Source organism: Paenibacillus sp. URB8-2 (genome assembly GCF_013393385.1).
In the GTDB taxonomy this organism is placed as follows: domain Bacteria; phylum Bacillota; class Bacilli; order Paenibacillales; family Paenibacillaceae; genus Paenibacillus_AQ.
This window is the reverse complement of record NZ_AP023239.1, coordinates 4,911,672-4,937,971: the sequence shown is the minus strand read 5'-3', so window position 1 is coordinate 4,937,971 and position 26,300 is coordinate 4,911,672. Positions and strand designations below refer to the sequence as shown.

At 52.7% G+C, this 26,300-nt stretch carries 23 protein-coding genes; 18 read left to right on the top strand and 5 right to left on the bottom strand.

Annotated elements, in window-relative coordinates; translation table 11 throughout:
• Nucleotides 1–79: 79 nt before the first annotated feature.
• From PUR_RS22830 to PUR_RS22815, 4 genes are read right to left on the bottom strand one after another with little or no spacing between them, the layout of a single operon-like run.
• Nucleotides 80–1,222 carry a toxic anion resistance protein gene (locus tag PUR_RS22830; RefSeq protein WP_179037228.1) on the bottom strand — a complete coding sequence of 381 codons (1,143 nt, stop codon included), beginning with the start codon at nucleotides 1,220–1,222 and terminating at the stop codon, nucleotides 80–82.
• Nucleotides 1,223–1,246: 24 nt separating this feature from the next.
• Nucleotides 1,247–2,935, bottom strand: a complete 1,689-nt coding sequence (locus PUR_RS22825) for a vWA domain-containing protein (RefSeq protein ID WP_179037227.1) — start codon at nucleotides 2,933–2,935, stop codon at nucleotides 1,247–1,249.
• Between the two features lie 13 nt (nucleotides 2,936–2,948).
• On the bottom strand, nucleotides 2,949–3,887 hold the full coding sequence (locus PUR_RS22820) for a hypothetical protein (protein WP_332107919.1): 939 nt from the start codon (nucleotides 3,885–3,887) through the stop codon (nucleotides 2,949–2,951).
• A 7-nt stretch (nucleotides 3,888–3,894) separates the two neighbouring features.
• Nucleotides 3,895–5,028: a mandelate racemase/muconate lactonizing enzyme family protein gene (locus PUR_RS22815; protein ID WP_179037226.1), complete on the bottom strand. Its 1,134-nt coding sequence runs from the start codon at nucleotides 5,026–5,028 to the stop codon at nucleotides 3,895–3,897.
• Between the two features lie 510 nt (nucleotides 5,029–5,538).
• Here PUR_RS22815 and PUR_RS22810 point away from each other — a divergent pair.
• The 15 genes from PUR_RS22810 to PUR_RS22740 all read left to right on the top strand — a co-directional run bounded on the left by PUR_RS22810 (nucleotide 5,539) and on the right by PUR_RS22740 (nucleotide 21,121).
• A complete protein-coding gene (locus PUR_RS22810) occupies nucleotides 5,539–6,219 on the top strand; it encodes a GntR family transcriptional regulator (RefSeq protein WP_179037225.1) in 681 nt (226 codons plus the stop codon).
• 5 nt (nucleotides 6,220–6,224) lie between these two features.
• Nucleotides 6,225–7,106 (top strand): ABC transporter substrate-binding protein, encoded by an 882-nt coding sequence (locus PUR_RS22805; protein WP_197970110.1) that lies wholly within the window; start codon nucleotides 6,225–6,227, stop codon nucleotides 7,104–7,106.
• 95 nt (nucleotides 7,107–7,201) lie between these two features.
• Nucleotides 7,202–7,918, top strand: a complete 717-nt coding sequence (locus PUR_RS22800; protein WP_124697114.1) for an amino acid ABC transporter permease — start codon at nucleotides 7,202–7,204, stop codon at nucleotides 7,916–7,918.
• A gap of 29 nt (nucleotides 7,919–7,947) precedes the next feature.
• Nucleotides 7,948–8,664 carry an amino acid ABC transporter ATP-binding protein gene (locus PUR_RS22795; RefSeq protein WP_179037224.1) on the top strand — a complete coding sequence of 239 codons (717 nt, stop codon included), beginning with the start codon at nucleotides 7,948–7,950 and terminating at the stop codon, nucleotides 8,662–8,664.
• 22 nt (nucleotides 8,665–8,686) lie between these two features.
• Nucleotides 8,687–9,490, top strand: a complete 804-nt coding sequence (locus PUR_RS22790) for a nitrilase-related carbon-nitrogen hydrolase (RefSeq protein WP_179037223.1) — start codon at nucleotides 8,687–8,689, stop codon at nucleotides 9,488–9,490.
• Between the two features lie 32 nt (nucleotides 9,491–9,522).
• Nucleotides 9,523–10,698, top strand: a complete 1,176-nt coding sequence (locus PUR_RS22785) for a M24 family metallopeptidase (protein ID WP_197970109.1) — start codon at nucleotides 9,523–9,525, stop codon at nucleotides 10,696–10,698.
• Complete coding sequence (locus PUR_RS22780; RefSeq protein WP_179037222.1) at nucleotides 10,695–11,480, top strand: SDR family oxidoreductase; 786 nt, start codon at nucleotides 10,695–10,697, stop codon at nucleotides 11,478–11,480. Before PUR_RS22785 ends, PUR_RS22780 begins: the two co-directional genes overlap by 4 nt.
• A complete protein-coding gene (locus tag PUR_RS22775; RefSeq protein WP_179037221.1) occupies nucleotides 11,477–12,652 on the top strand; it encodes a M20 family metallopeptidase in 1,176 nt (391 codons plus the stop codon). Before PUR_RS22780 ends, PUR_RS22775 begins: the two co-directional genes overlap by 4 nt.
• Nucleotides 12,653–12,678: 26 nt before the next feature.
• On the top strand, nucleotides 12,679–13,881 hold the full coding sequence (locus tag PUR_RS22770) for a pyridoxal phosphate-dependent aminotransferase (protein ID WP_179037220.1): 1,203 nt from the start codon (nucleotides 12,679–12,681) through the stop codon (nucleotides 13,879–13,881).
• Between the two features lie 40 nt (nucleotides 13,882–13,921).
• Nucleotides 13,922–14,821, top strand: a complete 900-nt coding sequence (locus tag PUR_RS22765; protein ID WP_197970108.1) for a dihydrodipicolinate synthase family protein — start codon at nucleotides 13,922–13,924, stop codon at nucleotides 14,819–14,821.
• A 212-nt stretch (nucleotides 14,822–15,033) separates the two neighbouring features.
• Nucleotides 15,034–15,255: a hypothetical protein gene (locus PUR_RS22760; RefSeq protein ID WP_179037219.1), complete on the top strand. Its 222-nt coding sequence runs from the start codon at nucleotides 15,034–15,036 to the stop codon at nucleotides 15,253–15,255.
• Nucleotides 15,256–15,382: 127 nt separating this feature from the next.
• Nucleotides 15,383–15,730, top strand: coding sequence for a hypothetical protein (locus PUR_RS22755; RefSeq protein WP_179037218.1), 348 nt, complete (start codon nucleotides 15,383–15,385; stop codon nucleotides 15,728–15,730).
• 114 nt (nucleotides 15,731–15,844) lie between these two features.
• Entirely contained in the window at nucleotides 15,845–16,462 is a 618-nt protein-coding gene (locus PUR_RS22750; protein WP_179037217.1) for a hypothetical protein, read from the top strand.
• A 186-nt stretch (nucleotides 16,463–16,648) separates the two neighbouring features.
• Nucleotides 16,649–17,656: a LacI family DNA-binding transcriptional regulator gene (locus PUR_RS22745; protein WP_179037216.1), complete on the top strand. Its 1,008-nt coding sequence runs from the start codon at nucleotides 16,649–16,651 to the stop codon at nucleotides 17,654–17,656.
• Between the two features lie 222 nt (nucleotides 17,657–17,878).
• Nucleotides 17,879–21,121 carry a cellobiose phosphorylase gene (locus tag PUR_RS22740; RefSeq protein ID WP_179037215.1) on the top strand — a complete coding sequence of 1,081 codons (3,243 nt, stop codon included), beginning with the start codon at nucleotides 17,879–17,881 and terminating at the stop codon, nucleotides 21,119–21,121.
• Nucleotides 21,122–21,279: 158 nt separating this feature from the next.
• Here PUR_RS22740 and PUR_RS22735 read toward each other — a convergent pair whose 3' ends face one another.
• A complete protein-coding gene (locus tag PUR_RS22735) occupies nucleotides 21,280–22,380 on the bottom strand; it encodes a GerAB/ArcD/ProY family transporter (protein ID WP_232101610.1) in 1,101 nt (366 codons plus the stop codon).
• A gap of 117 nt (nucleotides 22,381–22,497) precedes the next feature.
• Between PUR_RS22735 and PUR_RS22730 the strand changes: the two genes are divergently transcribed.
• The 3 genes from PUR_RS22730 to PUR_RS22720 all read left to right on the top strand — a co-directional run bounded on the left by PUR_RS22730 (nucleotide 22,498) and on the right by PUR_RS22720 (nucleotide 26,223).
• Nucleotides 22,498–23,901, top strand: a complete 1,404-nt coding sequence (locus tag PUR_RS22730) for a spore germination protein (RefSeq protein WP_179037213.1) — start codon at nucleotides 22,498–22,500, stop codon at nucleotides 23,899–23,901.
• Nucleotides 23,898–25,034: a Ger(x)C family spore germination protein gene (locus tag PUR_RS22725; protein ID WP_232101609.1), complete on the top strand. Its 1,137-nt coding sequence runs from the start codon at nucleotides 23,898–23,900 to the stop codon at nucleotides 25,032–25,034. Before PUR_RS22730 ends, PUR_RS22725 begins: the two co-directional genes overlap by 4 nt.
• Nucleotides 25,035–25,191: 157 nt before the next feature.
• Nucleotides 25,192–26,223, top strand: coding sequence for an NADH:flavin oxidoreductase/NADH oxidase (locus PUR_RS22720; protein WP_179037211.1), 1,032 nt, complete (start codon nucleotides 25,192–25,194; stop codon nucleotides 26,221–26,223).
• Nucleotides 26,224–26,300 lie beyond the last annotated feature (77 nt).

The window sequence follows — 26,300 nt, the reverse complement described above, 5'->3', positions numbered from 1 at the left end:
ATTCAGGGCTTAAGCCCGTTGAGTACACCGAGACCGCCCGTTAGACGGGCGGTCTCGGTGTACTCAACTTGGACGTCTGCTACAAGCCCAACTTGTGGCCTTTCTCCAGACGCTGTATCTGCTGTTCTCCGGTATCCGCCAGCTCTCTGAACTGATTAATGCTTTCACGCATTTTAGGGAGGGCCTCCTGCTTGTAAGTGCTGATGGAATCCAGAGCCGACAGCACGTCGGTGAAAGCCTGTTTTAAAGTGTCTATCGAAGAAATACTCGTTTCCAGAGACTGCTTATGGATCGCTGCGCCCTGATCTTTCAGCATTTTGGAGGTGCCGCTTATCAGACTGTTGGTGGTTTGGTTTAGAAGCTCAATCTTTTTCAAGACGATCCGTTGATTGTAAAGCGCACTGGCCACGGTAACCGAGATTTTCAGGGCTGAAATTGTTACATTTCGGGCTCTGTCCACCCCGCGGATCAGCTCTTTGTTATTTCGGATTACAACTTCGATTGCCATGATGCCCTGTTGATTAACTACCTGCATTTGCTGCAGGTCCATTACACGCTGACGCAGCGGAAACAGCACCTCTTCGGTAATGAACCGGATTTTATCCTCCGACTCATTGCGTGATTTTGCCGCTTCAATCTGAGACTCAATTTCTTCATCCATCAATACGCCAAGCTGGATTTCCTTTTGCAGCTTTTTGGTAAGCTCCCGCAGCGCCTGCTGTTCAAACTCCAAAGTCGTATTATCATTTTTTAGTACAGACTTGCCCTTATCCAAAGAAGTGATAATGTCCGAAATGACCGCATCCGCCTTCTGATACTTGGCAAAGTAACTGCGCAGCGGGTTAAAGAATTTTCCCAGAAGACCGCTCTTGGCAAAATCCACCACACTCGGGTCCAAATCCTTCAACTGGAGCTGCAGCTCGGTTAAACCTTTGGCGACTTGGCCGCCTTCATCGCCTGTTCTGGACAGGTTCCCCACTGACACCTGCAAAAGAGAACTTTTCTCCGACGATGACCGCATCGTATTTATACCAAAACTATCTATGGATTGCAGGATCTCTTTCCGCTTCTCCAATGAATCGATATCCAGCTCGAGAATCGTGGAGACATTGCTTGCCGCCAGCTCCTTTAGCTGGGCGACTTCCTCCGGCACAGGCCTAACCTGCTCTTCAATAGCCGACTTGATCTTTTCTGGATTGACGACTTCCATTGTAAATGACATGGCAACCCCTCCTAAGAATAAGAGTTACATTTGAACGTTGAGCAAATTACCGATCTTATACACTACATCATCTGTATCCGCGTTGATGCTGGCCGCCTCATTAATACTTGAAATGCTTTGCAGCGCCTGGATGTTCGCATTATAGCCAATCGTGTATACCGGAATCTTGAAGGTTTCAATTAACCCTCTGACCTCATCGAGCGAATGCCCTTCATTCGTTTCCCCGTCGCTTAAGACAAAGATCACAGGTTTAACATCAGGGTTAACCTTCAACTCATCCTGAAGCATTTTCATGGCCACCACAATACCGTCAAAAGTAGCTGTGCCGCCGCCGGCTTGCAGGCTGTTAACCGCTCCGACAAACATAGACTGCTGATTCGCGTCGTACTTCCCAATGGGCAGGTTGACCGAAACTTCACTGGAGTAAGAAACCAAACCAATGCTGTTGTCCCTACCGAGGTACTTTTGACCTTTTAATAACGACTCTTTTAACCGGTTGAGAGGCTCGCCATCCATACTTCCGGATACATCGGCTACAAATACCGCTGCGATCGGTTTATTCCCATTCTTCTTTTCCTTCCATAGCTTTTGTGCGGAGGAGAGGAGGGTACCGTCAACCGCGTTAAGCTCGGAGCGGTAATCTTGAAGACCATTGAATCCTTTGTCCGCAGCTAATTTCTGATACTTATCCTGCTTCGCGAACTCCGCAAACTTCTTAATCATATCCAGTTTATCTTGAGGCAAATTGCCCAAAGCGTACAGCGGACTGTCATGCCTTACACCAAAAGGAGTGAACACGTAGCCGCTCTTCAGATCCGGTGCATTTACATAGGTTTGGTACTCCAGAACAAAAGCGTCGAGCATCCCGGACTTAGCCGCATCACGCATTTGTAAAGTTGTGGACGCAGTAAAAGGGACGTTGGCCTGGAAGCGCTCAAACCCTTGAACCGCCTTTTCCCCAAGCAAATCCGAGCTGTCAAAAGTCTGAAGGGCGGTCACCAGAAAATTGAGGCCCGTGGAACTGGCGAACGGATCGGTGTATCCCATAGCCAGCTCGTTATTTGCAATAGCGTCTGTAACCGTCTTGATGTTTAAAGCACCGTACTTATTCACCAGCTCATCATATTTTTTCTTGGTTGTTACAATACCGGCGACATTGCCGGCAAGACGCTTCGAGATAAGCTGGGTTTGGATGCCTTGCGCTTTGACCATTTCGCCCCACAGCTCATTGGAAGGAGTGAAGGCATCCGGAACATATTTGCCCGACTTTATGTAATCTGCGGCTGTTCCCGAAGCAATATTGCGGATTTTGACAGAAATGGGCTTCCCATTTACGACAATGTTGGATTTATTAAAATCTGTCGCTACTTCGTTCAACCACCCATCAACGCCGGTTCCTGACTTCTCAGTAGAAGAGAAAATCTCTACGAAGCTGTCCGTTGTATTGGCTACGGATATAGGGAACTTGGAAATATCGGGCAAGGAGTCGCCGACAGATGCAGGATCAAGGTCGATCTGACCCTTTAAAGGTGCCGCGGCGGTTACAGAAATGCTTTTGTACAGTTTATCCAGCTGCTTGGCCGCCCCTTCCGAGGTTACCTGTGTCTGGCTTTTGCCTAAATTGGAGGTTAAGCTGATCCCGAAATATACAAGAACAAAAACGGCCGCTGCAATAACTCCTAACACCACAAACGCTTTACCTTTTTTAGCCATGCTCATCTCCCTTTCATTGCTTATAGAACTTTGTCTGTTTGATCAATGCATCCATTTCCTGCATGCACGGCATATTCTCAATATTTTGATAATCTGTGCTGTCTAATTGAGAGATCTCCAGCAGCAATTTGTCTAGCTTCAGCAGAATTTCTTCATTTGCGCTAAGGTATCCCGTTACGGAGGTTATGTACTCCTTGTGCAGAGCTGTTTTTTCCTGAACCAGTTTATTAGAAAACTGCGCGAGCTTCTGCTCACTGGTGAAAGCGGAGAGCTCTGAAGCATCGAATACGCTAAGCTTATTCAGGATTCCCTTGATATTCAGGTAAAAAAGCTGCCCGACCTCATCAATGACCGAAAGGAACTTCTTGTAGCTTAGCTCCGCCTGATCAAATCTTTGGCCAAGGATATCTGACAAGGTGGTTTTCTTCTTCTCCAGTCGATCCAACTGATCCAGGGCGTGAGCCATATCCTTCTTTAACACCTTTGAATTTCTGTAATGGTTAAGCGCGGCAATATAATCCTCATGCGTTTTAATGTCTTTCACAGGCGTCGTGGCCGGAGGTTTAAAAAGTAAAACATAGCTCCCGTACAGCAGCACAAGCAGACTAATAACCAGTAAGGTTACGCCCGAAGCTGTCTCCAGAGCACTTTCGCCTCCGATTTCCACCCCCAATAACCCCGGCGACAAAATTAGAATATTCAGAATTACAACTCCGGTAATAAGCCCCAGCAGCTTCATCAATCTTGAGCTGTTCAAAAGACGCACCTCCTTTATATATGATAACTTACTTCCAATATTTAGGGATGTGATTTCGGTTAAAGGTATATCATTGAATACGCCCGTTAACTCAGATAGATGCATAATTTTCAATTCTAGGTAAAAGCAAACAGCAAGCTTCCGGTGATCGAAGGCTTGCTGTTTTGCTTCTATATTATTATATTCGCAATTCAAGATGCCTTTATATTGCCTCTGCGGACAGACTGACAATCCGGGTCAGGCGGGATTCATCGACGGCGACCCCCAGCCCGAAGCCCTCGGGAACGGATACAGCCCCGTTCGATACCGTAAGCGCGCCGGCGGGATCATCTTCGGGACGGACCCGCTGAAATCCCCATACTTCAAAGTGGCTGGCGCGCGAAGCCGCCGCGATTTGCAGCAGGGCGGCGGTAGCGAGCCGCCCCTCATCCATTTGCCCGAGCATATACGGGAGGCCGAAGGATTCGGCGACCGCCATCATCCGCAGCAGGTTTGCAATAGACCCGGCCTTTACAAGCTTCAAGTGGACAATATCGGCTGCGCCCTCGGCGGCAATCCGGGCGACATCCGGGCAGGTACGGCAGCTCTCGTCGGCCACAACGGCGGCCCGGGTCTGCTGCCTGACCTGTTTCAGACCGGAGAAGTCGTCAGCGGGCACGGGCTGCTCCACCCATTCCACGCCGAGTGCTTCCAAGTCCCTTAAGCGAAGGGACGCTTGCTTGGGCGTCCATCCCTGATTGGCATCGACACACAGAAGGACTTCTCTGCCAAGTCCGAGCGAGTCAATAACGGCTCTGGCCCGCCGCACCCGTTCAAAGTCCCCGGCACGGTCCGGGCCGACTCTCAGCTTAATGGTCCGAAAGCCGTCATGCAAATACCGGGCTGCCTGCTCCTCGGATTCATCCGGTGTGCCGAAAGCGATTGTGGCGTCGCTCGGGATGGAATCACGCATCCGTCCCCCCAGAAGCTCGGCTGCCGAAACGTTCAACAGTTTGCCAGCTAAATCAAGCAGCGCAATGTCCACCGCGGCGCGGGCCGCGCTGTTTCCGTTAATCAGCCTGTCGAGCTGGGCATTGATCCTATTTCTGTTCATAACGGGCTTCCCGAGGAGTGCAGGGCCCAGTGTATGGGTAAGAACGGCTGCCACCCGTTCGGGCGTATCGCCAGTAACATATTCGCAGTTTCCGCGAACTTCGCTCCAGCCGGTGGCGCCCGAATCGGTCGTAATCCTCAGATAGACTTCTTTCAGGTGAGTGACGGTTCCGGAGGAGGAATGGGTGAATGGAGGAGAGAGCGTAAGGTCGCATCTGAACACATCGATTTGTGAAATAAGCATAGCTGACACCTCGTTTTTTCAAAATATAAGGGTTTATAAGTTTCACATTAATAAATGGTCTTATATTTCTACGAGAAACGGATGCCCTCCTCATGTGAGGATGGCGCAGCCGTTTCTTCTTGTTCGGCAGAATGGACTCATGATGGAATTGGAACGATCTAGAAACCAGAAGAATGATGATTTGAGCAGAGAATGATGTTATGAAATCTAACGCAACTAAAGGTTTTGATGCGAAAATGGATGGAAAATTGATATTTGATCAAAGATCACAGTAATTATAGTCACATAAAAGTCTATTTTGCAACTGAAATATCGACAAAATATCTATATTTTCGACTCTATGTTAGTTATTTCGACCTCATGACAGAAATATTAACAATTTGAGATATTTTTATTGACAGTTTGTCGAAACAGCCTTTACAATGTGACCTATGTCACAGGTCATCATTGATCGTTGATATTTGATCAAATCTTTGATCTTGAAATTTTACGAAAGGAGATGCTGAATGATTGAGTAGAATTCCAACCTTTGTAACCGCGTCGGAGCATGTGTACTCCATTCTGAAGCAGTGGGTGCTGTCCGGCGAATTGGCGCCCGGGGAGCGAATCGACCAAGACGCTGTCGCCGCCCGCCTCGGGGTGAGCAAAATGCCGGTCCGCAGCGCCCTGGACAAGCTGGCGGCCCAGGACCTGGTACTGCTGCATTCGCACAGGGGCGCAACGGTTACCCCATTGTCGGCGCAGCATCTCGAAGATATTTATCTCGTGCGTTGTAATCTGGAAGGATTGGCCGTACAGCTTGCGACAGAGCTGCTTAAGCCGGAGGATGCCACCTCTCTTAACAACATGATTCAAAAACAGGTGGAGCTGGCCAACCACCACAGCCCCGATACGGAAGCCATCCTGGCCGCCAACCGCGAGTTTCATATGTTCATTTACAATCTCGCGCAGCGTCCGGTCCTGTTGTCTATCATTGAACGGCTATGGGAGCAGAGCGAGCGCTACCGCCGTATTCTTTTAATTCAGCCCGGAATGGTTGACGGTTCCCTTAACGAGCATCGCCGACTGGTGGAGCTCATGACCCGCAAGCAAGCGGAGGAAGCAAGCCGCTTCCTCGTCGAACACAATCGGAAGACCCAGAAAGTCGTACTAAGTGTAATGCAAAACAACGAGAACAGTGAGGAGAGATAAACGTAATGATGAAAAACACCAAGATGCTTGTTTGTGCGATGTTAGTAGCGGTAATTGCCTTGCTGAGCGCGTGCTCCGGAACAAACGGTGCAAACGGAGGGCAGGCCTCATCCCCAGCGGGAAGCAGCAAGCCGCAAGAGACGGCATCCGCCGCGGCCCCAGCTTTTTTAGTTGAAAAAGGGTTCCTGACTTATGGCACGGCCGCTACGTTTCCTCCTTTCGAATACATGGTGAATAATGAATTCACCGGCTTCGATATCGAGCTGGGACAAGCGATTGCGAAGGAAATGGGCGTAGAAGTGAAGATCCAGTCGATGAACTTCGACGGTCTGATTCCGGCTCTGCAGGGCAAACGGATAGACATCATCAATTCCGCAATGTATATCAAGCCCGAGCGGGAAGAGCAAGTAGACTTCATCCCTTACATGGGACTGGCGGACTCGATCGTTGTGAAGAGCGGCAACCCGAAAGGCGTCAAAAGCATGGATGATCTGTCCAATCTCACGGTCGCCGTCACACGCGGAGCCGTCGAGGAAATCAATGTTCGCGAACATAACGTTAAGCTGAAGCAGGCCGGCAAGCCGGAAATTAAAATTTTGGCGCTCCCGACGGCCAACGACGCCGTTCTTGCGACCGAACAGGGCCGCGCCGACGCGTTCCTTCACTCTTCTCCCGGAGCGGCCTACCTGCTAGAGGAGAAACCGGGCGTATTCGAAATCGCCGGCTCCTTCGGTGCGGATACGAAGATCGGAATCGCCGTTCGTAAGGGCGACACGGAAACAAAGACAGCAATTGAAACCGCGCTGAAGAAAGTCGTTGATAACGGTACCTATAAACAATTGATGGAAAAGTACCATCTGCCGGCTGAAATGAGTTATTTCAAGTAACATATAGCACTCTGTATAACATAGCCGCTGGATTCACGTAAACGCATTTTACCCCCGCCTGAATCCGGCGGAAGCTGTAATAAGGAGGTTTGAAAATGGAATTTATGGAAGGCGTTTGGGCGTATCTCGGTTCTCGTGCTTTTCTGGATGGAGCCGTGAATACGATGAAGCTCACGCTGGTGTCGCAGATTGTCGCCGTTCTTCTTGGATTCATTATTGCGCTTGCCAAAATGTCAAAGTGGAAGCTTCTGCAGGGCTTGGCAACCTCGTATATTTGGATTTTTCGCGGTATTCCCGTATTGGTGCAGCTGATCTTTGTGTACACCGCGCTGCCCCAGTTCGGAATCAGGCTGACCGGGTTCCAGTCGGCATTCGTCGCACTCGCGCTTAACGAGGCGGCTTACATGGCGGAGATCGTGCGTTCCGGCCTCGCTTCTGTGGGCAAAGGGCAGCATCGCGCCGCCAACGCCCTCGGAATGAACAGCTGGCAGCGGATGAGATACGTCGTTCTTCCCCAGGCATTTCGCGTTATCGTGCCGCCGACGGCCAACCAGTTTATCGGCATGCTGAAGACCTCGGCGATGGCGTCGGTCGTAGGCTATACCGATCTGCTGCTAACCGCTCAGCAGACCGCCAGCGCCAACTTCGATTATGTGGATACGCTGATCGCGGCCGTCATTTATTACCTTGCCTTTACGGCGCTGTTCACGCTCGTGCAGTCTTACCTGGAGCGGCGGATGGATATTACCCGTTCGCGGACCCGCAAACCCCGGCTGTTCTCGCTGATGAAGCGCGGGAAGTCAATCCTATAGATTGAAAAACGGAAAGGAGGTCGAATATTGTGCTGCAAATCGAGCAGGTGTCCAAGCAATACCATGGTGATCCGATCCTGAAAGAGGTCTCCCTCGATATCCGCGAGGGCGAGCGGGTGGTTATTATCGGACCTTCCGGTTCCGGCAAGTCAACGCTGCTGAGATGCATGGCGGGACTTGAGCCCATCGACGGCGGACAGATCCTGTACAACGGACAGGATGTGGGCGGATCGCGGCATGCAAGAGCGGAGATCGGCATGGTTTTTCAATCGTTCGATCTGTTCCAGCATCTGAACGCGATCCAGAATATTATGCTGGCTCCGAGAGTGGTGCGGGGCGAAAAAGAGCAGGAGGTCCGGTCGCGCGCGACTCAGCTGCTGGAAAGGGTACGTCTGAAAGACCGGGCAGAGCATTATCCCGAACAGCTTTCCGGAGGGCAGCAGCAGCGCATCGCGATTGCGCGGGCTCTTGCCATGAATCCGAAGCTGATGTTGTTCGACGAGCCGACCTCGGCGCTTGATCCCGAGATGACGGCCGAGGTTTTGGACGTTATCTCGGATCTCGCCAGAGATGGGATGACCGTCGTCATCGTTACGCATGAAATGGAATTTGCGCGCCGGGTAGGCGACCGCATCATCTTTATGGACCAGGGAAAGGTTGTCGAAGACCTGCCTTCATCGAAGATGGAAGAAGCCGGCAAGCATCCCCGCCTGGCGCAGTTCCTCAACCAGATTACCCAGTATTAGTCCCTCAAAAGGAGGTGATATCTTGCGGAAAGTTAAACTTGCATTGGTGCAGTTTGAGAGTGTCGTGATGGACGTTCCCGCCAATGTGGAGAAAGGATTGCGTTTTGTTCGGGAAGCCGCCCGGCAAGGGGCTGATCTCATCGTGTTTCCGGAATTGTTTCTCACAGGTTGCGATACCGATGTCATCGGTCACCGATACCATGATCTGGCCCAGCATATTGACGGATCTGCCGTACAGGCATTTGCGGAAGCCGCCCGCACTCACAGCATCAACATGGTGATCCCGACGGCTTTGAAGCAGAGTGAGGGGGACTTTCTCTGCAACAGCGCTGTGATCATAGACCGAAGCGGCGCCGTCGCGGGAACATACAGCAAGGTTCACTTATGGGAAGAGGAGAAAGAGTATTTCAAACCCGGCAATCAATATTCCGTGTTTGAAATGGATTTCGGCAAACTCGGCGTCCTGATTTGTTACGATGCCGGGTTTCCCGAGGCGGCTCGGACGCTCGCGCTGCAAGGGGCGGAGTTGATCGTGATTCCTTCAGCCTTTTCCGTAGAACTGAAATACAGATGGGATATTTATTTTCAGTCGAGAGCGCTGGAAAACACTTGTTTTGTAGCTGCTGTCAATGGCTCGGGCCCGATAGGCAAGCAGTATATGTTCGGCAACAATAAAATAGCAAACCCTCTTGGCGAGATTGTGCTCGAAGGGGACCTTAAGTGCGAAGACATGCAGGTGCTTGAGATCGATCTCGACGAATTCGGGAATTATTCTTACCCGTATTTAAAGGATTTAAGAATGGACACTTACGGCTATCAGGCTTGAAAATATTAGTCCAGGAAGAGAGGTAGACAATATTGAGCAGCACATCATTGGTATTTTCCAGGGATGAATTTCAGTCCCGCCTTCAAAATGTACAACGCGAGCTCGGACTCAAGGGGCTCAGCGGCATGCTGATTCATACCCCTGAAAATATTTTTTATCTGACCGGCTACCAGAGCCCGGGCTATTATATGTACCAATGTCTGGTCGTTCCGGTATCCGGCGACCCGGTGCTCGTGCTTCGAAGAGGCGAGCTTTCCAACGTTCAAACCTACAGCTGGCTGCCTGAAAGCCAGGTCAGAACGTATGACGACACGAATGATCCGGTTGCCCTGACCGCTGATACGGTTAGAGAAATCGGTATCGCTCCCGGTGCGATCGGTCTGGAGACCGGCTCCTGGTTCCTGCCTGTCCGCAACTATCAGAAGCTTGAGAAGCTGCTTGGCGATTTCAATCTTACGGATGCTCAAGGAACGGTTGAGGCGTTCAGAGTCATCAAATCTCCGGCGGAAATTGCTTACATTCGCGAAGCCTGCACAGTGGCGGACCGTTCGATGCAGGCCGGGCTTGACGCGATCCGGGCCGGGGTGAATGAGGACGAGGCTGCCGCAGCCATGTTCTCCGCCATGATTTTGGCCGGGGGCGAATACTTGGGGATGGAGCCGTTCATTTCCTCCGGTTACCGTTCGGGAAATATGCATGCCGCATGGGGGCATAAGGTCATTGGCGACGGGGAGACGCTTCTATTGGAAGTGGCCGGCGCCCGCAACAGGTACCACGGCGCGTTGATGCGGGCTGCCTATACCGGTACGCCAACTGATGAGATCAAGCGGGTGACCGAGGTGTGCATCGCTTCTTTGAACGCCGCGCTTGAAGTCATCCGGCCGGGCGTTACCGCCGGAGAGGTGGACGAAGCCTGCCGGGGAACCATCGAGAGAGCCGGGCTGTACGAGCAGTTCCGCAAAAGAACCGGTTACTCGATCGGCGTCGCTTTTGCGCCGGACTGGGGAGAAGGCCATATTATGAGCCTCCAGCGGGACGACTCTCGTGTATTGCTGCCGGGCATGGTGTTCCATATTCCGCCGGCCCTCCGCGTTCCGAACCGCTACGGCGTTGGATTCAGCGAGACGATTCTGGTGACGGAAACCGGCTGCGAAGTGCTGACCAAGCTGCCGCGCGAGCTGACCGTAGCGAAGGGGGTAAACGCATGAGCGGACAATTCGCAGGGAAGACCGCGCTGGTAGCGGCGGCAAGCAAGGGCCTCGGCCGCGCCGCCGCGTTCGAATTGGCGCGCGGCGGGGCGAAGGTGGCGCTGTTCAGCCGAAATGGCGCGGAGGCTAAAGACGTAGCTGCGGAAATTACCGCCGAAACGGGAATGCCCGCGCTTGGGCTTCAGGCCGACGTCTGCTCCGCTTCCGACCTGTCCCGCTGCGTGGAAGAAACGGTCTCCGCTTTTGGCGGGCTGCACGTTCTGGTCACCAACGCGGGCGGTCCTCCCGCCGGGAACTTCGAGTCGCTTAAAGAGGAAGACTGGAAGTACGCCTATGAGCTTAACGTACTGAGCGTGGTCCGTCTCGTCCGTGATGCGCTTCCGCATTTGAAGGAACAGGGCGGTGCGATCGTCAATCTGGCTTCGTCCTCGGTCAAGCAGCCTATCCCCGGGCTGACGCTCTCCAATGTGATGCGGACAGGCGTGGCTGGACTCAGCAAGACGCTGGCGGAGGAGCTTGCCCCGTACGGCATCCGGGTGAATACGGTGGCTCCGGGCCGGATCGACACGGACCGGGTCCGTTCCCTGGACCGCATCCGGGCGGATAAGGCTGGGGTTGAACCTGAAGCGATAAAGGCCCAGAGCGAGAAGCAGATTCCGCTTGGACGTTACGGGCAGCCGGATGAATTTGCCCGCGTGGTGGCGTTCCTGTGCTCGGACAGTGCGAGCTATGTGACGGGCCAGACGTTGCTGGTGGACGGCGGGATGGTGAAATCGCTATGAGTGAGGGCCTTCGCACAATGGAGCCGATGATCCGCCCCGAGCGGACAATCGAGCTGCTGGCCGATCTGATCCGCTTCCAGAGCGTGAACCCAAGCGGCACGGAAGCAGAAGCGGCCGCTTATGTTGCCAAAGTTATGCGGGAAGCCGGCTGCGAAGTCGAGCTTCAGGAGATCGAGCCGGGAAGGCCGAATGTGATTGCCCGCCTGAGAGGGACGGGCGGCGGGCGAACGATTATTCTGAATACGCATATGGATGTCGTGCCGGCCGGAGAAGGTTGGAGTTCCGATCCGTTCACCATGCTCCGCAAGGGCGACCGGGTCTACGGCCGGGGTGTAATGGATGCGAAGGGGCCTTTGGCCGCCATGATGGCCGCTGTTGAAGCGATTGCCGCATCCGGCGCGCAGCTACCGGGGGACATCGTGCTTGCGGCGGTCGTGGATGAAGAGGCGGCGAGCCTCGGAGCCCGCAGGCTGCCGGACGATCTGCATGGCGATCTGGCGGTAATCGGCGAGGCGACCGACGGCAGCCTGGCGATCGCACACCGGGGCAGCATCCGCCCGGTGCTGGCTGCCGAGGGTGTATCGGCCCATTCGTCAACGCCTCACCTCGGCGTCAACGCCGTGTCCCTCATGGCGCGTACGCTTGTGGCGCTTGAAGACTTCGCCGAGCAGGAGCTGACGAAGCGGCTCCATCCGTTGACGGGGCAGTCGACCCTGTCCGTCACGGTCATTAACGGGGGAATCAAGGAGTCAATGATTCCTGACCGCTGCGAGGCGCTGATCGACCGACGGCTGATTCCCGGCGAAGCGGAAGATGACGCTCTGCGGGAGATCGAGCAGATCATTGCCGGTCTGCCCGCGCTGGACGGCCGGGTTTCCATCGACCGGCTCGTACCGACAACAGGGGTGGCGTCGGAGACCCCTCCTGATCACCCGATGGTCGAGCTCGCTTCCGCGGCGATCGAACGGGTATACGGACGCAGACCCGAACTAACGGGCCTTACGGCCAATTGCGACATGACCCACTTCGTCAAACGGGGAATTCCGTCAGTGATATACGGGCCGGGCGATTTCAGCGTGGCTCACAAAATCGACGAGTGGGTGACGGTGTCCGAGCTGGAGAAGGCATCGCGGATCTACGCTTCCATTGCAATGGAAGTCGCAGGCTCGTAACAGATAAACAGAAGAGGTGATGGACGTTGTTGAACCAACATATTCAGTTGGCGGATTGGGTGGAGCGTGTTCAACCTTCCCCGACTGCATTGCTGGAGTCCACAGTGGCAAGGTATCAGCGGGAAGGCCGAACCGTGTACCGCTTAGGGCTTGGGCAGCCGGACTTTCCAACGCCAGACCGGGCCAAAGCGGCTGCGATTCAGGCGATACAAGATAATTTCACAGGATACACCGACACGAGCGGCATTCTGCCGCTGCGCGAAGCGATCTGCCGGGCGCTTCTCCGGGATATGGGACTCAGCTACGACCCCGGGGACATTGTAGTTACCGTCGGGGGCAAGCATGCATTGTTCAACGCGATTTGCACGCTGTGCCGGCCGGGAGACGAGGTGCTGATCCCGATTCCGTTTTGGGTGTCGTTTCCCGAGCAGGTTAAATTCGCCGGAGCCAAGCCGGTCTTCGTTCAGACCGACGCTACCTCCGGTTATAAAGTGACGCCGGAGACGCTTGCGCCTTTGGTAAATGATTCGACCCGTCTGCTGATTCTCAATCAGCCGAACAACCCTTCCGGCGCGGTATACAGCGCGGAGGAGCTGTCCAGGCTGGCTGAGTTCTGCCGGCAGCGGGATCTTTGGGTCATCAGCGACGAGGTATACTCGGCGTTTGTGTTCAAACCGGAAGGATATACGAGCATCGCATCGTTTCCCGGCATGCGGGAGCGCACCGTCGTGATCAACGCGGTGTCCAAGTCGTACGGGATGACCGGCTGGAGAATCGGCTACTCCGCCGCACCGGCGGCGGTCACCGGGGCGATGCTTCGCCTGCAGTCCCATACGACGAGCAACCCGTCATCCATCGCCCAGCAGGCGGCGCTGGCCGCCATTGACGGCCCCCAGGATGATCTGGAGGACATTCGTCAGGAATACGCGGCGCGCCGCGGCGTTCTGGTCGAAGGGGTTCGCCGGATCAAGGGACTGGAGTGCAGCGTCCCGGACGGCGCCTTCTATGTATGGGTGGACGCCTCCGCCTGGTGCGGCCAGACCTTGGAGGGACGAACCATATCCACCGCCGACGACCTGGCCGATATCCTGCTGACGAAGGCTGGGGTCGCGGTGATGCCGGGAACCGGGTTCGGCAGCCCATATCATATCCGCCTGTCCTATGCCGTTTCCCGGGACGAGATGGACAGCGGAATCGCGGCCATGGAATCGATTCTTGGCAGCAAATAATCATTAGAATACCTAGATTGCGGTAATTAAGGAGGAAGACATGTCCACAACTGATTTGAAGAACAAGCTTAAAGGGATTTATGTGCTGGCCATCACTCCGATGACGGACACGCAAGCCTTTGACCCCGCCGCACTGCGGCAGAATATCGATCACTACATTGCCTCGGGCGCTCACGGCATTATCGTGGGGGGCACCTACGCGGAGTATCCGAGTATGACGAGCGATGAACGGAAGCAGCTGTTCACTGCTGCCGCTGACGCGGTAGCCGGTCGGGTTCCGCTGCTGTGCTGCACGGCGGCCAGCGGCACCGATGAAGCGAGTGAGCTGGCGCATGCGGCCAAGCTGGCCGGAGCTGACGGCGTGATGGTCACGCCTCCGTATGTATCGGAGGTGCGGCCGCAAGACATCCTGCACCACTTCCAGCTTCTGAATGAATCGGCCGAACTGCCGATTCTCATCTACAACAGCGCCAGCATCGGCGTCCATCTGTCGCCGGAAGAAATCGCGGAGCTGGCCAAGCTGGACAACGTCGCGGGTGTCAAGCAGGGCGCTACGGATTTGCATTCGCTGGTGAGGACGGTCGCATACGCCGGCAAAGACATCTCGGTCATGTGCGGCTCGGACGGCCTCATCCTGGGCGGGCTGGCTTCCGGCTTGCCCGGCTGCACATCCACGAACGCCAACTTCATGACTTCCGAGTTTGTCGCGCTCTACAATGAATTTCAGCAAGGCGAAAATGCTCGCGCCCTGGAGCGGTATTACCGCTGGCAGCCGATTCGCGATCTGGCCCGCAAGTACGGACAGCCCGCGATGGTCAAAGCCGCGCTGGAAATTATCGGCCTGCCTTCGGGGCCGGTCCGGGCGCCTTTCCGCACGCTGGGGGAAGAAGCCAGAGCGGATATCGCACGCACCCTGCAGCAGACCGGCATCATAGCATAAGTATCGGCAAGCGAGCCTCGCCGAAAGCCATTTCGTGCTTTCGGCGAGGTTTTTTTGTCATTGGTTACCTTTTTCAGACTGAGGGAGTTATGCGGGGATTCGTGAAACGTTTATAATAAAGGGGAATTAGACCAATATAAAAAGGCCATTCCATTGGCTCTGATTAATCCGAAATTATGCGGGGATGAATAATATCACTTGGGGGACGGCTTATGAAGCAGGATAAGGACTGGTATTGGAAATCGGATGAGGAGGTTGGGCTGACCCGGTCCCGTGAGCGTTTTCGTGTCGGTATGCTTATTTTCATTATGACTGTGGCTGCTGCCATTCTCGGTGGCTGGTTGCTCATCCAGGGTGTTCAATTCGTAATCGTAAAAATAATCTGGCCGCTACTGCATCATTTCCTGAATTATATTTCTGATAATCTTGTTTAGGCGTTCCCCGCACATGCGCAAAATCACATCATGATTTTCAGAAATACGATAAAATTTTCATAAAAATTGCTGGTTTTTGGTGGATTCCAAAATGGCGAATGATGAGGTTAACAGAGGAGGCATCTTGATGATTAATGCAGAGACGCTTGAAAGTTATTATGAGAAGAAGGGCAGATTGCAGCAAAATTTTCTGTCCAAACAGTTCCAGGCCGATCTTCCCCAATTTTCTACGCATGAAGAGGCAGCGGGCTGGTTCAAGGAGCTTTTCGGGGACGACTTCATCTTTGTAGAGAAGATGAAAGCGGCTAACGAAGCGGAATTCTACTACCTGTACGACATTATTCATGACCGCGAGAGATGGGAACGCAGAGAAAGAGATATTAGGGAGAAGGGCTTTGCGAACGGATTGGGTATGCTGCTGTGCGCACAGCGGGTCGATATTTATGAAGATGGCGCTGTAGAATTGGCATTTTAATAAATACATGAAATAAGTTTTGGACAAGCGACCGGTCGATGCAGTCTAGTGCATGGCTGGTTTTTGTTTGTTTGCTAGTGATAAGATAGGATAAAAAAGTAGGGGTCATTATCTATGAAATTACTTACAACCATGGCTGTTGTTGCGATCTTGCTCGCCTCCGCCGGATGCGGGAACGGGACAGCTGGAGCCCCGGGACAAGGGGCAAAAGAGACCCCGGCTCTGGGGGCGGCAACGGCGGCTCCATCAAGCGAGGCCTCCCTGCCGACAGCGGGTCCAAGCGGAGCGCCGGCCGACGCCAGCCCGGCTGCAACCAGCGCGGCATCATCACCGGAGGCAAGCGTGTCGGCGGCTCCTGACCAATCGGCGTCAGGCGGGGCAAGCGGCTCTGCGGCTCATGAAGACAAAGAAGTTTGGGCTGCGGTCGACAAGGCGCTGGAGAGTGAGAACTACAGTTCCGTTGTAGAGATCTTTGAGAAAGTGCCTGATCCAAGCGAAGATCTTAAGGCGATGTATAACCTTGCCCTGTACAATATTTACGGACAGGACGGAGACGACGAGAAATCGCTGGAATACTTATATAAGATTCCGGCGGGCTACAAGGGAAGACATGCGGACTTGGTATCGTATTGGAAATTTATTCACGAATCCTTCGTCCAGGGCCGAACGGATAACATTACTTTTGACGAGTATAAGCAGAAATATTATCAATCCGGCAAAAGCACGCACTAGCGCGCTCAGGAAGGGGGGATTCGGGCTTTCTCATCCCCCTTTTTAATACCTTTATCCCCTCAGTTTTCTCTTCCATCCATTTATCAGGTTTAGCAAACATCCTAAAGTTTTAGCTATTGACTTTTATTATGAAAGCCATTACAATCTCCTCGAACGAAACCCATTTCGATAAGGGGGTGAACAGCCTTGATTACCATTTATGACATCGCCAAACGGACGGGTTATTCTCCGACCACCGTGTCGAAGGTGTTCAATAATTACAACGACGTCAGCGTCAAGACCCGGGGTAAAATTTTGGACGCTGCAAAGGAAATGGGGTATTTGCCCAATTCCCATGCGCGGACATTGATGACCAAGAAGTCGTGGACGATCGGGATATTGTTCAACGAACCTTCCGGTGTGGGTATACGCCATCCGTTCTTCAACGGCGTAATCGACAGCTTCAAGAAGACAGCGGAGGCGGAAGGGTATGATCTGATGTTCATTTCCGACAATATTGGCGGCAAGAGCAGCAGTTATGTGGAGCATTGCAGATTCAGAAGCGTTGACGGCGTTATCGTCATTATGGCCGATCGCAAGGACCCGGGCCTGCAAGAGCTGCTGGAGAGCGGAATTCCCTGCTTCCTGCTCGATTTCGAGTCGTCGCAGGCGGGAACCATCTGCTCCGACAATATTAACGGGAGCTTTCTGGCGGTGCAATACCTCTATGAGCTGGGGCACCGCCAAATCGCCCATATTTCAGGCGGCACGGATACGTTTGCGGGACAGCAGCGGCAGCTCGGCTACGAGATGGCAATGGGCAGGCTGAAGCTAAAGAAGAGAGAAGAGTATATTAGCGGAGGCGGAGGCTTTTTTTCGGTAGAAAGCGGGTATGCGGCGATGAACCGACTGCTCGATTTGGAGCAGCCGCCAACGGCTGTGCTGGCTGCCGGAGATAATCTGGCCCTCGGAGCCGTCAAAGCGATTCGAAGCCGCGGCTTGCAGGTTCCGGAGCATATTTCCGTGATCGGGTTCGACGATATCGAGGCTGCCGGACTGGTCAACCCCGCGTTGACTACGATTCGTCAGAATGTGCAAGAGATCGGCAGCCGCGCAGCACAGATGCTTATCCATTCCATTGAAACGGTGTGCGCTCCGGAATCGGTCGTTTTGCCCGTGGAACTGGTAATACGGGATTCGTGCCGGGCCATGTAGCGTTGACCGGCACAAAGATTTCGGTTATTAAGACATCCCAAGGATGTCTGCGAGATTTTTTCGAAATCGGTTTCGCTTCTAATTTGTTGATCTGCATAGGCTCCAATACAATTGTACCTGTGGTTGCCGGGGGACTGGCCCGAGCGTTGGCTGTAACGGTTCTTTCTATTATCAGACGGTATGACGGATATCAGATGGTATAACGGAAAGCGAGGTTAAATTATGCCAGCCTATTATTTTGAGGATCGGAATTTTGTCATTGAGGAGTTTGATAAGGCCAAGACGTTCGCAAGCTTTCTTCCTGGCCTGGCCGGACGGAAGGGGATTCCTTTATGGACTTTCTATGTCAACCGCGGACAGGGAATAGCCGGCTTTGGCATTAGGGACAAAAACTCCCCGATCATGGAGTTCTCTCCGGCAAGCATCAGCTACAAGAACGTGGCGCTAAGCGGATTCCGCACCTTTATCAAGCTCAAGGGAGCGTCTTCCGTATATGAACCGTTTCAGGATATGAGGGAGAATTCCGAGTTAGTACGGACGATGAGAATCGGAAGTAACGAGCTGACCGTTGAGGAAATCAACCGGACGCTAAACCTGCAGGTCAAAGTTGTGTATTACAACGTGCCGAACGAAGGGTTTGCCGCGCTGGCCAGACATGTGGAGATTGTGAATTTGGCCGATTCGCCCCTTTCACTGGAGATGCTGGACGGCCTTCCCGAAATTTTGCCTTACGGGGTGGATAATGCCGGGTACAAGGCGATGGGCAATCTGCTCCGCAGCTGGATGGAGGTCTACAATCTGGAGCATGCCATTCCCTTCTTCAAAATCCGCTCAAGCACCAAAGATGAAGCTGAGATCAGCGAGATTGCGGGCGGGCATTTCTATCTCTCGTTCAGCGATGAGGAACGGCTCATTTCCCCATTAGTCGATTATGAAACGATATTTGGCTATAATACTTCGCTTTCTTATCCTTCGGAATTCGCCAAGGCTTCCATAGCGGAACTCATGAGCCGGCCGCAGATTACAGCGAACAAGGTTCCCTGCGGCTTTACCGGCAAGTCTGCGGAGCTGGCTCCGGGCCAAAGCTTGAACCTTTATACATTGATCGGACATACGAGCGATATCGAGATGATGAACTCCGGGGCCGGGCGGTTCTGTTCGTCAGACTACTTCCGTCAGAAACGCGAAGAGGCCGCCGAGCTGGCGGAACACCTCACGGATGATATGCATACTTCCACTTCGTCGCCGCTGTTCGACGCTTACTGCAGACAGAGCTATTTGGACAATGTGCTGCGAGGCGGTTACCCGATTCTGTTCGGCAAAGGCAAAGAGGCCAAGGTGTATCATTTGTTCTCCCGCAAGCACGGGGATTTGGAACGGGATTATAATTTCTTCTCCCTCGCTCCGGAATATTATTCCCAGGGCAACGGCAACTTCCGGGATATGAATCAGAACCGACGAAACGATGTGTTTTTCAATCCGGATTCGGGGGCGTTTAACGTCTATATGTTCTTCAGCCTGATCCAGGCGGATGGGTACAACCCGCTGCAGGTAAAAGGAAGCACCTTTCAAGTGCCGGAGAAAAGGCAGAAGGAGCTGGCCGTGTGGCTGGAGAGCGCGGCGGGCAGTCACCGAAACGAGCTTGCAAATCTGGTCGCGAGCCCCTACACGCCGGGGAGGGTCATCCATTTTATAGAGGATAACGGAGTCCGGCTGCAAGCCGGGGAAGGAGATTTTCTGGAGAAGCTGATCAGCCTGTCGGAACAGAACATCGAAGCGAATTTCGGCGAAGGCTATTGGATCGACCATTGGACCTACAATATGGATTTGGTGGAGAGCTACCGGGCTGTTTTTCCGGACAAAATGGAAGAGCTGCTGTTCTCGCCGGGCACCTGCCCTTTCTTTGACAGTCCTGTAAGGGTGCTGCCGCGCAGCGAAAAAACCGTGCTGAAGCACGGGAAGGTCCGTCAGTATGGAGCGGCCGTTCACGATGAGGAGAAGCTGAACCGCTTCGGAACCGGACTGGAAGACACCCGCTGGCTGAAGGCCGGGAACGGGGGAGGGGAAGTATACCGGACGAACCTGTTCGTCAAAATGCTGTCGCTGGCCCTGATCAAAATGTCTACGCTGGACCCTTTCGGAATGGGGATTGAAATGGAGGGAAACAAGCCAGGGTGGAACGACGCCATGAACGGGCTTCCCGGGTTGTTCGGTTCGGGGATGGGAGAGACATTTGAGCTGAAGCGGCTGGTCGATTTCATTTTGAAAGCGCTATCTGACGTGCGGAAGCATGAGGATTTTGCCGACCGCAGCGCCGTGCTCCCGGAGGAAATCTACAACTTGCTAATTCGGGTGTATGAAATCGTGTCCTTACGGATAAAAAACAGACTGACCGAATTCGAATGCTGGGATCAGGCCGCTTCGGCACGCGAACGGTACCGGGAGGCGATCCGCTTCGGAATTACCGGCCGGGAGAGACCAGTATCCTATTCAACGCTTCTGACAATTTTCAAGGTGTTTCTTCAGAGACTGGATCAAGGCATCGCCAAGGCCGTGGAGCTGGGGGGCGGGCTTGTCCCCACCTATTTCCGGTATGAGGCGGAGGAATACGTCCCATTGGCGGACAATAACGGCAACCCCGTCATCGCCGGATTCGGTTTGCCCGTTGTAACCGTAAGCCGTTTCCGCGCCGAAGCGCTGCCGGCATTTCTTGAGGGTCCGGTTCACATGCTGAAGACGGTGGAGAGTCCCGAGCAGGCGGGAGCGATTTATCAGGCGGTGAAGACAAGCGGCCTCTACGATGAAAAGCTCAAGATGTACAAAACATCCGTCAGCCTTGACGGACAACCGCAGGAAATTGGCAGAATCCGGGCGTTCACGCCGGGATGGCTGGAGCGCGAATCGATCTTTTTGCATATGTCCTACAAATATTTGCTGGAGCTTCTGAAGACCGGCCTGACCGGACCGTTCTTCGATGAATTTAGAAATACGCTTATCCCGTTTCAGGACCCGGCCATATACGGGCGCAGCACATTGGAGAATTCATCCTTCCTGGCAAGCGGAGCCAATCCCGATCCGAGCGTTCACGGCAGAGGGTACGTGGCACGGTTAAGCGGGTCGACCGCCGAGTTTATAAGCCTTTGGCTGCTTATGATGGCGGGGAAACAGCCTTTCCGGCTGGGCAATAATGAAGAACTCATCCTTCGGCTTGAACCGGTTCTGCCCGGCTGGCTGTTTAATGAAGAGGGCAAATTGTCGTTCAGATTTCTCGGCTCGGCGGCTGTCACCTATCATAATGAACGGCGTGCCGATACGTTTGGGGACACAGGAGTGTTCGTAAGCAGCATAACGCTTAGGGATAAGGCGGGCAACAAGACCCGAGTGGAGGGCAGCGAGCTGGCGGGTGCCCTTGCGGAAGATGTGCGAAGCGGCTTATACCCGGAGCTGGAAGTCGTGCTGGGATAGCCGCGGGGAAGAGGCGGGGGGCGAGGGACAGCCGAATGGTCCCTCGCCGTCATCGCGCTTGCAAGTATTGAGGCGCGAGTGCCCAACTTGATCGAAACCGATTTCGAGACCAATCGGAAAGAAGGACACAGGCTGAGCCATGTGGTATCCCCCGAAATCTACCTTTCACCGGAAGGAGAGGACGACGGCGCGCGCCTTGTTTCCCTGATATAGTACAGGACATAGACCAGAAGCGGTATCACAAAGAAATTGATCAACTGGATATACAGCAAGTAATCAAGCATTTTAAACATACTAAACAGATTTTTAGAAAAAAAGTAAGAGAAGACAACCGTAAGCGAGCAGATATAATACTCCTTGAATTTGATCGTCACTCCCGACAGTCTGATCAATTCCATAATCGCAAAAAAGCAAACCACATAACGTATGAACCAGCCCGCGACAACCTGAAGCATGACAAAAAGCTCCCCGGCCTCCAGAAATCCGAACGCGCTGACAATCTGTGTCTGGGTCAGTTTGGGAAAGAGAAGATCTTCCGCCCGCTCCGGGCCAAAGGTCATGATCACCCCCAGCATGGAGAAAATCAGCATCTGGATGATGAATAAAAGAGCGATGGTGCTGTGCTTGATGAGCTTGGTCTTGTCCCGGACACTGTCAAGATAGGGAATGAAAATAATGACGCAGCTGAGCGCGCCCAGAATTTTTATGGTGGACAGAAAAAAGCCGGCGGTCATTCCATGCTCCAGAATGGGAAAGATATGCTTTGTTTCTTTATACTTATGTGTAAGGAAACCCAGTATAATGCCGGATATGCTGATGAAAAAGATGACAATGATCGTCGTTATGGTCACGGAGGCAATTCCCTTTTTTACAATATAAACCCCGGACAGGGCAGTAACGGCGACATATACCCATGCCGGAGTAAGCAGCTGAAAGCCCGTATGAATGACAATGGCCTCTGCTCCGGCGCTTTCAAAAATAGTTAATAGAATGGTCAGCAGAAACAAGCAGGCGAAAAAAGCCCCGACCCATTTCCCCAGCGCCTTTGAATAAATATCCAGCAGATTATAGTGCCCTGTTTTCTTATGGATCATCAGAATTAGCCAAACATACAGAAGGATTATCAGAGACGCCAGAATCATCGCAATCCAGGTGTCTCTTCCGCCAAGCTTGATAAAAGCCGTAGGAAATGTCTTCAACGTTACAACGGCCAGACTGGTGATAATAAAAAATAAATGTTTTGAATTCAAGCTTCCCACATCGAACGCCTTCTTTCGGAAAAGAGATACATCTCGTCAGCAGTATCGTCAACTATCAGGAATATTATTCCGGAGCCTTGGCATACTACAGCAAAAGGTAGAGAAGGGCGGGAGAGGATGATGGCGGTACAAGAGGCCGAAATAACAGCCAAGCTGAACGGTTGTTTCGATTTTATAAAGAGAGAAATCTATGTTAAACAGAGCAGGATCATCCTCTTCTATATCGAGACTATCTGCGATTCAACCTATATCAGCCAATATATCATCGATCCTTTAGCTCAATTGCAGGAGTACCCTTCGACCAAAGAAGATATCACCACGGCCATTCTCGTCTCTAAATTCGACGAAGTATCGGATGCCAAACAGGCATTTGAGAGTCTTCTGTCAGGGAGCCCGGTGGTAATTTTTGAAGCCATGAATTATGCCATATACTGTGACGCCAAAAAAATTGAAACCAGGGCCATCGAAAAATCACAATTTGAACCTTCCCTTGTGGGATCAAATGAAAGCTTCAACGAGTTATTGGTCGACAACATCAGCTTGATAAGAAAAAGAATGAACACAGAAACGCTCAAGCTGGAAGGCTATCTTCTGGGCAAGCAATCGAAGACGCAGGCGGTGCTGTTGTATGTTGAAGGGGCTGCGCCCGATGATCTTGTGGAAACGGTAAGAAAAAAGCTGCAAAATATGGACAATGAGTTTGTGCTGGATATTCACTATGTGGCGGAAACGTTAAGCCCGGGGGGGACTTTGTTTGACACGATCGGTTTTACCGATAAGCCGGACTCTGTGGTCTCCAAGCTTTTTGAGGGAAGAATTTCAGTTTTGGTGAACGGCACTGCTTTTGCGCTGACCGCGCCATGCTTTTTTTTTGAAAATCTTCAGGCTCAGGATGACTACTCCACGAACATGCTCTTTGCCTCTTTGCTTCGTTTTGTAAGACTGGGATCCGTTATGATTTCGCTGCTGCTCCCGGGGTTTTATGTCGCGCTGACCACCCATCATTTTTCTCTTATTCCCTCGGCCTTTGTCTTTAAGCTTGCGGTCTCCCGCTCAGGGGTTCCTTTTCCGACCGTCGTTGAGGTAATTTTGATGTTTCTGTTCTTCGAGCTTTCAAGAGAAGCCGGACGGCGGCTTCCGAGTCAAATTGGACAGTCGCTCAGTATTGTCGGCGCGTTGATTCTTGGGGATGCCGCCGTAGGCGCGGGGCTCACCTCGCAAACTACCGTTGTGGTCACCGGAGTTTATGCCATAACCTCTTTTATTAACCCGAGATTTACAGCCCCGGTGTCTGTGTGGTCGATTTTCTCGATCATTATATCGGCTTGCTTCGGACTGCACGGATTTTATCTGGGTTTCATTCTGCTGGTCGCTCATCTGGCTTCGCTTAGAAGCTGTGACTATCCCTATTTATTCCCGCTTGGCACCGAGAAGTCATTTCGCGCTGCGAACAAGGATGTTTTTGTACGGGGACCTCTGAGAAAGATATCCAAATCCTTTGTTGTCAGGGGCAGAAAATGATGAAGCACTTCAAAAAAATAACGGTGCTCCTGCTCATTCTATCGATCCCGTCGTGCTTGCTGACCTCCTGCCTGGGATACAGGGATTTGGATCATGTCGTGTTTGTAACCTCCATTCTGCTTGATCGGGATGAAGAGAATAATATCGTATTTTATTTTGAAACCCTTAACTCTATCCGCAGTTCTTCAATGGAAGCGAACCAGGAGAAGAGAATTATTTACAAAATCGGAATCCAGAACCCGGGCGATGCAATCAACGAGCTTGAATCGCATACGAGCGCGCCTGTCACCCTGGCCCACAATAAAGTGCTGTTGTTTACGGAAAGATTTGCAAGCGGCGGAGTCGACCAGGCCTTTGAGCTGTTCGAGAGATGGCAGGACTCCAGCGCACGCACCCTGCTGGGGATTTTCGTGGGGGATACCGATTTCTATGTTAAGCCAAACCATCAGGAAGAAACGATGACAGGACTGTATCTGTATGACATGCTGGGCGATATGCAATCTGTGACATCGAATGGGGTCAAGATCAATATTAAGGAATTCATGAGCCAAAAATACATTGGGAGCCGCATCAACTCCGTCCCGATTGTCAATGTGTCCAAAGATGAGGTAACAGAGGGGCAGTATTATCTTGATGGTCTGGGGCTGATCCAGGAATATAAGCTCATTGGCAAACTAAACAGCGAGGAGACCGGTTACTATAACTTTTTGGTGGGCAAAGAGGTTTCCGGCAACATCAACACCAGAAATCCCGAAGACGAGACGAAGACGGTATCTATGATGCTGCAAAACAACAAGCGCTATAAATCTGAGGTGAAGCTTGAAAATGAAGTCTTGAAGCTAATCATCAAAATAAAGCTCAGCACAGACATATCCGCTGTCCAAGGCAAGCTAGAACTGACGGGCGAAACGGTTGCGAAAATGGAGGAAACCATGGAGGAGAAGCTGGAGCGGAACTGCCAGAAGATGTTTCAGGAATGGAAGGATAAAAAAATTGATATTTTTGGTGTCCAGGAGAAATTTGAAAGGAAATATCCTTCGGACGACAGGAAGAACATTCTTGAAAATACGGAACTGCAAATCGATTTTGAGGTGAAAATTAACGGGACATCTGCGGTAAGGGATGCCACCTAAAGGAAGACGTTGCAGCCGCAGCGCCCGTTAATCAACGCTGATCTGTCGCCGCCTGGTTCATGCGGAAGAAGACTGACGGAAGGCGAGTTGACTTTCGCTATCTTCATGCGATATTATATGCATGAACATGCATTTTGCATAATAAGGAGAGATTCCATTGACCGATTTATTTACTCCGTACAAACTTAAAGGACTGGAACTCAAGAACCGGATTGTTTTGCCTCCGATGTGCCAGTATTCGGTAACGAACAAAGATGGGATTGCCAATGAGTGGCATCATACCCATTATGTCAGCCGGGCCGTTGGCGGGACGGGATTGATTATTATTGAAATGACCGATGTGGAGCCGGACGGCCGGATTACGGATTATGATCTGGGGCTGTGGTCCGATGAACAAATTCCGGCACTTGCCCGAATTGTGGAGGACTGCCACCGGTATGGCGCGAAGGTCGGCATCCAAATTGCACATGCCGGCCGGAAGGCCGAGGACGCGCCGGTTCCCGTCTCGTCTTCGCCGGTTCCGTTCAACGGGGAGTCGAAGACGCCGCGCGAGCTGTCGACCGGTGAAGTGAAAGAGATGGTAGAGAAGTTCCGGCTGGCGGCGCGCCGGGCGGTGCAGGCGGGATTTGACACCATCGAGCTGCATGGCGCTCACGGGTATTTGATCCACCAGTTCACCTCGCCGCTTACCAACCGGAGAAATGACGAGTACGGGAAGGACCTGACGAAGTTCGGCTATGAAGTCATCGCCGCGGTTAAGGGCGAAATGCCGGAAGACATGCCGCTCATTCTGCGTATTTCCGCCCAGGAGTACGTCGAAGGCGGTTACGGCATCGAGCACAGCCTGGAATTCAGCAAGGCATTTAAAGAAGCCGGTGTAGACATATTCCATATCAGCGCCGGAGGGGAAGGGCCGATCGCTGCTGCCGGCCGCCCGGGTACGCATGCCGCTTACCAGGTGCCGCTTGCAAGGGCAATCAAAGAGGGACTGAACGTTCCGGTCATCGCGGTTGGCCGTCTGGACGATTCCGCGCTCGCCAATGCGGTTATCGGCAATGGAGAAGCGGATCTGATTGCCGTCGGACGCGGCATGCTGAAGAACCCTTACTGGCCTCTGACGGCGGCTGTTGAGCTGCGTAAAGAGACGGCGATCCCAAGACAGTATGAGCGCGGCTTTGCCATTATCTAATGCGTTCGGCCCCGTAAGCCGCCGATCCAGGCAGCTTGCTTAGCAAAAACCCCGTTTCAAGACCATCGTCTTGAAAC